The following is a 10073-nucleotide window of genomic DNA, read 5'->3' on the forward strand; positions in this document are numbered from 1 at the left end:
CGCCCGCCGAGCGCGGTTGGCGCGAGCGGCTGGGGGAGAGCGGCCGGGAGTGGCCGGGCGGTGAGCTGTACCGGCGCCGGTACTGGATCCTGGACGAGCACGGCGCGGTCGCCGGGACGGTCGCGGTGGACAACTGGACCAAGGGTCCGAGCCAACTCGCCGTGTCCTCCCTCTACGTGCGGCCCGAGGCACGCGGCCGGGGGCTGGCCGCCGCCGCGCTGGACGAGGTGTACGGGGCGGCGACGGCCGAGGGTCTGCCGGGCTTCCGGCTGGAGGCGCACTGGAGCTGGCAGTCGGCCGTCCGCTACTACCTGCGCCGGGGCCTGTGGGTGGTCGGCTGGAAGCGGTCGATCTCGCTGGCCCGGATGCCCCAACTCCCGCTCCACCGGGTGCGGGAGGAGGACGGGCGGCTGCTCCTGCTGGTCGCGGACCGGGCGCGCGGCTGGGTGCCGATACTGGCCGCCGGGCAGGAGGGCCGCTGGCTGCGGCTGGACGAGACCGCCGACTACCGGGGCTGTGACGGCTGGGTGCACGAGTACGCCCGTTCGACGCTGGCGCTGTACCTGGCGCTCGCGGGCCGCCCGCTGGTGCGCGGGCCGCAGTGGTGGGCGGAGGCGTGGCGCTGGTCGGACGCGGGCGAACCGGAGGGCCTGGCCTACAAGATCGAGGAGTTCGAGCAGGTCGCCCGCGCGGCGGGCCGCACACTGGTGAGCCCGTACCGCCCGGTGCGGCCGCCCGAGCGTGAACCCGGGCTCAACCCCGAGTCCGACCCCGAGACCAACCGCGACCCCGGCCCCGGCCCGGCGGCTTCCCCTCAGCTGGCAGACTCGGGGGATGGCTGAGATCGAGATCGACGGCACGCCCGCCGACCCGGCGCGGCTCGCCGCCCTGGGGCTGCTCAACTACGGGCACTTCACCACCCTGCGCGTGGAGGCGGGCCGGGTGCGCGGGCTGGAGCTGCACCTGGACCGGCTGGTCCGCGACTGCCGGACGCTGTTCGCCGCCGAGCTGGACCGGGCGGCGGTGCGGGAGCGGATCCGCGCGGTGCTGCCCGCCGACGGCGCGCCGGTGATCGTCCGGGTGACGGTGTACGACCCGGCGCTCGGCCTGGAGCGCCCCGCCGCCCCCGCCCCGCTACGGACACGGGCGACGGTGTACCGGCGCGAGCTGCCCGAGGTGAAGCACGTCGGCCTGTTCGGCCTGGTCCACCACCGCCGCCTGGCCCAACTCGCCGGGTACGACGACGTGTTGCTGACCGACGAGCACGGCCTGGTGAGCGAGGGTGCGACCTGGAACGTCGGCTTCCTGGCCGGGGACCGCCTGGTGTGGCCGGAGGGCCCCAGCCTGCCCGGCGTCACCGAGGCGCTGCTGGCCGGGGCGTACGGCGGTCCGCAGTCCCGCGAGCCGGTCCGGGTGGCGGAGCTCGGCCGCTTCGACGCGGCCTTCGCGGTGAACGCGGGCGTCGGCCCGCGCCCGCTCGCCGCCGTGGACTCCACCGCCTTCGACCCCGCGCACCCTCGGCTCGCCGAACTGCGTGCCGCCTACCTGGGGATCGCCGCCGACGAGCTGTAGGGACAGCCCCACTTGGTAGGGATAGCCCCACCCCGCGTCCGCCAGCGGCCTCCATGGTTCGCGAACGCCCGCCTCCCTAGCGTGGAACACGTCGCCGACCAGCGACGATTCCCTAAGGAAGGCCCCCTCCATGGCACGCCGCCACGACCGCCCGACCGCCGATCCATACGCCGCCGCGCCGCAGGCCGGCCCCGCGATCGAACTGCTCGGGGTGCGCCGCAGCTACGGTCGCGGCGGCGAGACCGTGCACGCGCTGCGCGGGATCGACCTGGCGCTCGGGCGCGGCAGCTTCACCGCCGTCATGGGCCCCTCCGGCTCCGGCAAGTCGACCTTCCTGCAGTGCGCGGCGGGTCTGGACCGCCCGGACGAGGGCCGGGTCCGGCTCGGCGGAGAGGAGCTGACCGGGCTGAGCGAGAACCGGCTCACCAAGCTGCGCCGCAGCCGGATCGGCTTCGTCTTCCAGTCCTTCAACCTGCTGCCCTCGCTGACCGTCGAGCAGAACGTGCTGCTTCCGCAGCGGCTCGCCGGTGAGCGCCAGGACCGCGCCCGGGCGCGGGAGTTGCTGGTGCAGGTGGGCCTGGGCGAGCACGCCCGGCGCCGCCCCGGGCAGCTGTCCGGCGGCCAGCAGCAGCGGGTCGCGATCGCCCGGGCGCTGATCACCCGCCCGGATGTGGTGTTCGCGGACGAGCCGACCGGCGCGCTGGACACCCGTACCGCGCACGAGGTGCTCGGTCTGCTGCGCCGGGCCGTGGACGACCTGGGCGCGACCGTCGTCATGGTGACCCACGACCCGGTGGCGGCCTCCTTCGCGGACCGGGTGCTGTTCCTGGCCGGCGGCGCGCTCGTGGACGACCTGCCGTACCCGAGCCCGCAGGCCGTCGCGGACCGGATGGTCGCGCTGACCGCCCGCCCGGTGGGAGCGGCGGCATGACGAACGGACTCGCCCGCGCCTCGGTGCGCTTCCGCCCCGCCTCCTTCGCGGGCACCCTGGTGGCCCTGCTGTTGGGCGCCGCCGTGGTGGTGGCCTGCGGAACGCTGTTGCAGACGGGGCTGACCGCCGGCCTCAAGCCGGTGCGCTACGCCGCGAGCCCGGTGGTGGTGGCGGCCCGGCAGGAGGTGACGATCGAGCGGAAGGTCGGCGAGGACACCGAGACCGAGCGGCAGACCACGCTCGAGCGGGCCCGGACCGACGCCGCGCTGGTGGGGCGGATCGCGGCCCTGCCCGGGGTCGCGGCCGCCCGCCCGGACACCGCCTTCCCGTTGACTGCCGTTCCTGCCGTGCCCGCGCTGACCGGCCGGGGCTACGCCGCGCTCGGCATCGCCGGACCGCAGGACAAGCTGGTCGAGGGCCGCGCGCCCGGCGTGAACGAGGTGGTGCTGGACGTTGACACGGCGCGCGCCGCCCACCTCGCGCCCGGCGCGAGCATCACCCTGACCGCGCCGGGCGGCACCGCGAGCTACCGCGTCTCCGGCCTCGCCGCCGCCCAGACCGCCGCCGCTCCCGCCGCCGGATCCGCAGCGCCCACCGCCTGGTTCGCCGACGCCACCGCCGACCGCCTCTCCGGCCACCCCGGCCGGATCGACGCCGTCGCCGTCCAGCCCCGCGAGGGCGTCGCCACCGCCGCCCTGGCAGCCCAGGTCCGACAGGCCGTCGGCGCCGACGCCGAGGTCCTCACCGGGGACGAGCGCGCCACCGTGGAACAGCCCGCCCTCGGCGAGGCCCGCACCCTGCTGACCGAGCTCGGCGGCGTCTTCGGCGGCTACGCCACCATGACCGCCGTCTTCGTGGTGATGAGCACCGTCGCCCTCGCCACCGGGCAGCGCGCCCGCGAGTTCGCGCTGCTGCGCGCCATCGGCGCCACCCCGCGCCAGATCCGCCGCACCATCGCCACCGAGGCGATGCTGGTCGCCCCCGTCGCCGGGGCGCTCGGCGTCCTGCCCGGACTCGCCCTCGCCCACTGGTGGTTCGGCCAGCTGGCCGAGCGCGGCGCCGTCCCGGCGGGCGTCCGGCTGGACGTCGGCCCGCTGCCGATGCTCGCCGCCGTCCTCGCCTGCACCCTCGCCGCGCTCGCCGCCGGCTTCCTGGCCGCGCGCCGCCCGTCCCGGCTGCGCCCCGGGCAGGCGCTCGGCGAGGCCGCCGTCGAGCCGCCCCGGCCCGGCAAGGTCCGTACCGTCTTCGGCCTGGTCTTCGTCGCCGGCGGGGTGACGACCGCCACCGTCGCCGCCGCGCTGGACGGCGCCAAGGCCGCCCAGACCGCGCAGGGCACGGTGATGTGCTTCATGCTGGCCGTCGCCCTGCTCGGCCCGCACCTGGCCCGGATCGCCGCCGCGGTGTTCGGCGCCCCGCTGCGGGCCGGCGGTGCCACCGGCTCGCTGGCCGCCGACAACTCCCGTGCCAACGCCCGTCGGCTGGCCTCCGCGATCACCCCGATCGTGCTGGTCACCGCGTTCTGCGGCACCCTGCTGGTGCTCCAGAGCACCCTGCGCCACACCACCGGCGAGAACGTCCGCACCGGCATCACCGCCGACCACGTGCTCGCCGCCGCCGGCCCCGGCCTGCCCGCGGGCACCGCCGAGCGGGCGGCGAAGGTGCCGGGGGTGGACAGCGCGGTCGGCGTGCTGCGCACCGGCGTCGTCTACCGGCAGAGCGGCCAGCTCGGCTCCGCCCCCGCTCTCGGCGTGGCCGGTGATCCGGCCCGGCTGCCCGGGGTGCTCGACCTGGGCGTGCGCAGCGGCTCGCTCGCCGACCTCGGCCGGGGCGAGGACACCGTCGCCCTGGACGCCACCCTGGCCGACGCGCTGGACGCGAAGGTCGGCGACCGCGTTCCGCTCTGGCTCGGTGACGGCACCGCCGTGCGCCCCACCCTGGTCGCCGTGTACGACCGGGGCCTCGGCTTCGGCCGGGCGCTGCTGCCCCGCGCCGCCGTCGCCGCGCACGTCACCGCCGGGTACGACAGCCAGGTGCTGGTCGCCGACGCGCCCGGCGCCGACCGTACGGCGGTGGCGGCCGCGCTGGGCGGGCTCGGCGGCGCGGTGGTGACCGACCGGGCCGGGTTCGTCGCCCAGGCCGACAAGGAGATGGAGATCAGCGGCTGGGCGAACACCGTGATGGCCGCGGTGCTCGGCGGGTTCGCCGCCGTCACCGCCGCCAACACCCTGGTGATGACCGTCCTGGACCGGCGCCGCGAGGTCGCGCTGCTGCGGCTGGCCGGGACCACCCGGCGCCAGGTGCGCGGCATGCTGCGCTGGGAGGCGCTGCTGGTCGCCGCGGCCGGGCTGGCGGTGGGCACCGTGATCGCCTGGATCACGCTGGTCCCGGTCGCCCGGGGGGTGGCGGGCACCTCCCCGTACGTCCCGGCGACCCTCGCCCTGCCGCTGGCCGCCGGAGCCGTCCTGCTCTGCCTGGGCGCGACCGGACTGCCCGCCCGGCTGCTGCTGCGCACGCGGCCGGTGGCGGCGGGCGCGGCCCGGCAGTAGCGGGCCGCGCGTGGGGGGCGCTCTCGGGAACGACCCGAGGGCGCCCCCTCGTACGGGTGACGGCCGTACGGGTGGCGGCCGAACGGGGGACGACCGTCGGAGGGACCGGGCACGAAGGGGTGGTGATCAAGGCCAAGCGCCTTCGATTCAACCGACCGTGACGGATGATCAGCTACGCTCTCGCCCGCCCCGACCGACCGCCGACGCAGAGAGTAGCCCGACATGAGCAGTCCCCCTGCCGCCTCCGCGCCCCGCTGGCCGCTGATCCTGCTGCGGATCTCCACCGCCGCCCTGGCGCTGCTGGCCCTGCTCCAGACCATGCTGGCCGGCAGCTTCCTCGACGGCACCTACGACTCCCTCAAGGGCCACGAGGGCGCGGCGATGGCGCTGGCCACCGTGGTCGTGCTCCAACTGGCGGTGGCCGCGCTGGTGCTCCGGCCCGGCCGGGGGCCGCGCTGGCCGCTGTGGACCACCGCGCTGCTCGCCCTCGCCGTCGTCGGCCAGATCGGCGCCGGCTACGCGCGGGCGGTCAGCGCGCACGTCACCCTCGGCGTGCTGCTGGTCAGCGGCATCCTGTTCGGTCTGGTCGGCGCCTGGCGGCTGCCGCTGCCCGCCCGGGCGGTCCTGCGCGACAGCGGCCAGGACGACGGCGGACGGCTGCCGCGCCCCGGTGGGCCGCTGGAGGTGAACCGGTGAACCGCCGCCGGTTCCTGGGCCTCGGCGCCTCGGTGCTCGGCGCGGGCACGCTGGCCGCCGTGGCCGGGCCCTCGGCCGCCCGGCTGCTCGTCGAGGGGCGCCCCGGGCGGCTGCTCCGCAGCCAACTCGACCTGCCCGAGGCCTTCCGGGCCCCGCTGCCGGTGCCGGCCGTGCTCCGGCCGGCGCTCTCCGACGAGACCGGAGACCACTACGAACTCACCCAGCAGGTCGCCTCGTTGGAGATCCTGCCCGGAGTGAGGACCGAGGCCTGGACGTACGGCGGCACCTTCCCCGGGCCGACCGTGGTCACCCGCTCCGGGCGGACGGCGGTGGTCAGACACCGCAACGAACTGCCGGTGCCGTCCGTGGTCCACGTGCACGGCGGGCACACCCCGGCCGACAGCGACGGCTACCCGGTGGACCTGCTGCTGCCGGTCGGCTCCGCCGCTCCGCCCGACTCGCCCGACGCGTCCGACTCGTCCGCTTCCTCGATGGCGGACATGCGCGGGATGCATGGAATGCATGGAATGCAGGGAATGCCCGGGATGCCGCACGCGGAGGGCGACACCGTGGTCGGCGAGCGCACCCACACCTACCCGGGCCGGCAACGCGCCGCGACCCTCTGGTACCACGACCACCGGATGGGCTTCACCGGCCCCGGCGTCTGGCGCGGCCTGGCCGGCTTCCACCTGGTCCACGACGAGGAGGAGGACGCCCTGCCGCTGCCGCGCGGCGAACGCGACCTCCCGCTGATGCTCGCCGACCGCTCCTTCGCCGCCGACGGCTCCTTCCGCTACCCGGCCGAGGACCCCACGCTCGCCGAACCCGGCGTCACCGACGCCTACATGAACGGCGTGCTCGGCGACGTCATCCTGGTCAACGGCGCGCCCTGGCCCCGCCTGGACACCGACCGCGCGCACTACCGGCTGCGGCTGCTCAACGCCTCCAACGCCCGGCTCTACCGGCTCGAACTCGACCCGCGGCCCCCCGGCGGCGACGCGCTGGTCCAGATCGGCTCCGACGGCGGCCTGCTCGCCGCCCCGATCGCCCACGACGCCATCGAGATCGCCCCGGCCGAACGCTTCGACGTGGTGGTCGACTTCTCCCGCTACCGGCCCGGCACCAGGGTGCGCCTGCTCAACCGCTTCGGCGAGGGCCGCACCGCCGAGGTGATGTGCTTCGACGTCTCCTCGCGGCCGGTCGTCGACGACGCCCGGGTGCCCGACCGGCTGTCCACCGTCGAGGAACTGGACGCCTCCGAGGCCGTCGCCACCCGCGACTTCAGGTTCCGCCGCAGCCGCCGCGACGGCTGGACCATCAACGGCGACCCGTACCGGCCCGGCCACAGCCTCGCCGCGCCCGCCCTCGGCACCGTCGAACGCTGGCGCTTCTCCAGCGACGTGCACCACCCCGTGCACGTCCACCTCAACCACTTCCAGGTGATCGGCCGCAACGGCGAGGGCCCGGGACCGTGGGACGCGGGGTGGAAGGACACCGTCGACCTCCGCCCGGCCGAGGCGGTGGAGGTGCTGGTGCGCTTCACCGACTACGCGGGGACGTACATGCTGCACTGCCACAACCTGGAGCACGAGGACATGGCGATGATGGCCGACTTCACCGTGGAGTGAGCCCGCCGCGCATCCGCCCCGCCGCGCATCCGCCCGTCCGTTCATCCACCCGTCCGTTCATCCGTACGGCCCAGTGCCGGGGGCCGCCGCGCTGCGCCCTCCGGCAGCGCGCCCCTAACGTCCGTCCTAGCGCCGCGATGGGGTGTGCCCGTTTCCGGGCATACCCCCGTACAGACCCAGGGACGGACGGAGCCGCCGCATGACCACCCCCGCCGAACGCCGCCGCAGCGGCCGGGCCGCCCGCGAGCGGGTCACCCGCTCCGACCACGGCCGCTGGATCCCGGCCGCCGACCGCCCGGACCCGCTCGACGTGCTGGAGGCGCAGGGCACCGACCGGGTCGCCCGGCTGCTGCCGATCCGCTACGGGCGGATGGCCGACAGCCCGTTCGCCTACCTGCGCGGCGCCGCCGCCGTGATGGCCGCCGACCTCGCAGCCGTCCCCGACACCGGGCTCACCGTCCAACTCTGCGGCGACGCGCACCTGTTGAACTTCGGCGTGTTCGCCTCGCCGGAACGCGCGCTGCTCTTCGACGTCAACGACTTCGACGAGACCTACCCCGGCCCCTTCGAGTGGGACGTCAAACGCCTCGCCGCCAGCATCGTCGTCGCCGCCCGAGGCCGCGGTGAGGACGACGCCGTGGCCCGGCGCGCCGCCCGTACCGCCGTACGGGGCTACGCCGAGGCGATGCGCCGGCTGGCCGGGCTGGGCGAACTCGACGTCTGGTACAGCCGGGTCGACACCGCCGACCTGCTGCGGCTCATCCGCAAGCCCCGGCAGCGCGAGCAGGTCGCGGCCGAACTCGCGCAGGCCCGGCGGCGCACCAGTCTCCAGGCCTTCGGCAAGCTCACCGAGGAGTGGGACGGGCGGCGGCGGATGGTCAGCGAGCCGCCGCTGATCGAGCCGCTGAAGAAGTCCGAACTGCGGGACACCGGCCAGGTGTTCAGCGACTACCGGGCCACCCTCGCCGAGGACCGCCGCGTCCTGCTGGACCGCTACCGCTTCGTGGACGCGGCGATGAAGGTGGTCGGCGTCGGCAGCGTCGGCACGCGCTGCTACATCGTCCTGCTGGAGGGCCGGGACACCCGCGACCCGCTGTTCCTCCAGCTCAAGGAGGCCGGTCGGTCCGTGCTGGAGGACCACCTGCCGCCCACCCGGGTCGACGCCGAGGTCGCCGCCCACCGGGGCGGGCGCCGGGTGGTCACCGGGCAGCACCTGATGCAGGCCTACAGCGACATCTTCCTGGGCTGGACCGTCGGCCCCGGCGGACGCCACTACTACGCCCGCCAACTGCGCGACATGAAGGGCTCGTTGGAGATCGACACCATGCCCCCGGCTCTGCTGCGTTCCTACGCCGACCTGTGCGGCCGCACCCTCGCCCGCGCCCACGCCCGTACCGGCGACCGCCTGGCCATCGCCGCCTACCTCGGCACCGCCGACACCTTCGCGGAGGCCGTCGCCGACTTCGCCCTCCGCTACGCGGACCGCACGGTCGCCGATCACGCGGAGCTGGTCGAGGCGATCGACACCGGCCGGATCGCCGCGACCCGGGGGGTGTGACGCCGTTCAGTCGCGGGCCCGCAGGCCGTCCAGGACGAGGTGGAGGAGGTGGCCGCGGCGCTCGGCCAGGGTGGGGGCCTGGTCGGTGACCCAGCTCAGGGCGTTGGCGAGGGCGAAGAGGTCGAGCGGGGTGACGTCCGGGCGGACCGCGCCCTCCCGCTGGGCGGCGGCGAGCAGGCGGCCGCCGGCCTGCCGCATCCGCTGGCAGCTCGCGTGCAGGGCGGAGTCCAGGTCCTCCAGGGTGGCCATCAGGGCTGCGGGGAGGCCCTGGTGGGCGCCCGCGCGGAGGACGAACTCGGAGAGCCAGTCGATCAGGGCGCGTTCGGCGGGCCCCTCGGCGCCGAGGGCGTCGGCCCGGTCGGCGAGCCGGTCGAAGTGGTCGCCGAGCAGGGCCGCCAGCAGGTCCTCCCGGGTGGGGAAGTGCCGGTAGAGCGTGCCGAGGCCGACTCCGGCGCGGCGGGCGATGTCGCGCAGCGAGGCCTGGGTGCCCTGCTCGGCCACCAGCGCGGCGGCCTCGGCGAGGATCCGGTCGCGGTTGCGCTGGGCGTCGGCGCGGGGGGCGCGCGGCTCAAGGGGCATGGGAATCCTTGTCGTTGACAAGCGGAGCAGTGTTCCGTTTCACTGATTCCGGAACACCGCTCCGGATTCTAGCCGGGGTCGTCCGTCCTGATGTCTGGGGGTTCACATGGGTACGGTGGCGACGATGGGAGCCGTTCGGCTGCACGCCGTGGGCGGGCCGGAGGCGCTGGTGTACGACGAGGAGGTAGGCCGGCCGGAGCCGGGCCCGGGTGAGGTGCTCGTCCGCGTCCACGCGGCGGGCGTCAACCCGCTCGACTGGAAGGCGCGGCGCGGCTTCACGGACGTCCCCGCCGAGCTGCGGCCCTCCTGGCCGCTGCCGCTCGTCCTCGGCACCGACATCTCCGGCGTGGTCGTCGACCTCGGCGGGCCGGACACCGGGTGGAACGTCGGCGACGAGGTGTTCGGCCTCGTCAACTTCCCCGGTAGGCCGTCGGGTTACGCCGAGTACGCCGTCGCGCCCGCTGCCCACCTCGCCCGCAAGCCCGCCGCCCTCGGACACGTCGAGGCCGCCGCGGTGCCGATGGCCGGGCTGACCGCCTTCCAGTTCCTCCACCGGTACATGC

At 75.8% G+C, this 10073-nt stretch carries 9 protein-coding genes; 8 read left to right on the forward strand and 1 reads right to left on the reverse strand.

Annotation, left to right across the window (positions count from 1 at the left end):
- The 7 genes from J0670_RS18580 to J0670_RS18605 form a co-directional block, all read left to right on the forward strand.
- Positions 1-842 (forward strand): GNAT family N-acetyltransferase (locus tag J0670_RS18580; RefSeq protein ID WP_207812739.1); only part of this gene is annotated, 842 nt, incomplete at its 5' end.
- Positions 835-1572: an aminotransferase class IV gene (locus J0670_RS18585; RefSeq protein WP_207812740.1), complete on the forward strand. Its 738-nt coding sequence runs from the start codon at positions 835-837 to the stop codon at positions 1570-1572. The genes J0670_RS18580 and J0670_RS18585, both read left to right, overlap by 8 nt.
- A 130-nt stretch (positions 1573-1702) precedes the next feature.
- On the forward strand, positions 1703-2503 hold the full coding sequence (locus J0670_RS18590) for an ABC transporter ATP-binding protein (RefSeq protein WP_207812741.1): 801 nt from the start codon (positions 1703-1705) through the stop codon (positions 2501-2503).
- Positions 2500-5049 carry an FtsX-like permease family protein gene (locus tag J0670_RS18595; RefSeq protein WP_207812742.1) on the forward strand — a complete coding sequence of 850 codons (2550 nt, stop codon included), beginning with the start codon at positions 2500-2502 and terminating at the stop codon, positions 5047-5049. The genes J0670_RS18590 and J0670_RS18595 overlap by 4 nt, the downstream gene beginning before the upstream one ends.
- Positions 5050-5271: 222 nt before the next feature.
- Entirely contained in the window at positions 5272-5745 is a 474-nt protein-coding gene (locus J0670_RS39300; RefSeq protein ID WP_243437198.1) for a hypothetical protein, read from the forward strand.
- Positions 5742-7373 (forward strand): multicopper oxidase domain-containing protein, encoded by a 1632-nt coding sequence (locus J0670_RS18600; protein ID WP_307806578.1) that lies wholly within the window; start codon positions 5742-5744, stop codon positions 7371-7373. The genes J0670_RS39300 and J0670_RS18600 overlap by 4 nt, the downstream gene beginning before the upstream one ends.
- A 199-nt stretch (positions 7374-7572) precedes the next feature.
- Positions 7573-8931 (forward strand): DUF2252 domain-containing protein, encoded by a 1359-nt coding sequence (locus J0670_RS18605; RefSeq protein ID WP_207812744.1) that lies wholly within the window; start codon positions 7573-7575, stop codon positions 8929-8931.
- Between the two features lie 6 nt (positions 8932-8937).
- Here the strand turns inward: J0670_RS18605 and J0670_RS18610 are convergent, their stop codons facing one another.
- The gene (locus tag J0670_RS18610; protein WP_207812745.1) at positions 8938-9510 is read right to left on the reverse strand and encodes a TetR/AcrR family transcriptional regulator; all 573 of its coding nucleotides are present in this window, start codon (positions 9508-9510) and stop codon (positions 8938-8940) included.
- 124 nt (positions 9511-9634) lie between these two features.
- Between J0670_RS18610 and J0670_RS18615 the strand changes: the two genes are divergently transcribed.
- On the forward strand, positions 9635-10073 hold a 439-nt coding region (locus J0670_RS18615; protein WP_374223124.1), incomplete at its 3' end, for an alcohol dehydrogenase catalytic domain-containing protein.

It is taken from the genome of Streptomyces sp. FH025 (genome assembly GCF_017427025.1).
GTDB lineage: Bacteria > Actinomycetota > Actinomycetes > Streptomycetales > Streptomycetaceae > Kitasatospora.

Excerpts from the sequence above, each read along its gene's own strand:
- J0670_RS18585 (WP_207812740.1), top strand. The coding sequence starts at position 835 with ATGGCTGAGATCGAGATCGACGGCACGCCCGCCGACCCGGCGCGGCTC.
- J0670_RS18590 (WP_207812741.1), top strand. The coding sequence starts at position 1,703 with ATGGCACGCCGCCACGACCGCCCGACCGCCGATCCATACGCCGCCGCG.
- J0670_RS18595 (WP_207812742.1), top strand. The coding sequence starts at position 2,500 with ATGACGAACGGACTCGCCCGCGCCTCGGTGCGCTTCCGCCCCGCCTCC.
- J0670_RS39300 (WP_243437198.1), top strand. The coding sequence starts at position 5,272 with ATGAGCAGTCCCCCTGCCGCCTCCGCGCCCCGCTGGCCGCTGATCCTG.
- J0670_RS18605 (WP_207812744.1), top strand. The coding sequence starts at position 7,573 with ATGACCACCCCCGCCGAACGCCGCCGCAGCGGCCGGGCCGCCCGCGAG.
- J0670_RS18610 (WP_207812745.1), bottom strand. The coding sequence starts at position 9,510 with ATGCCCCTTGAGCCGCGCGCCCCCCGCGCCGACGCCCAGCGCAACCGC.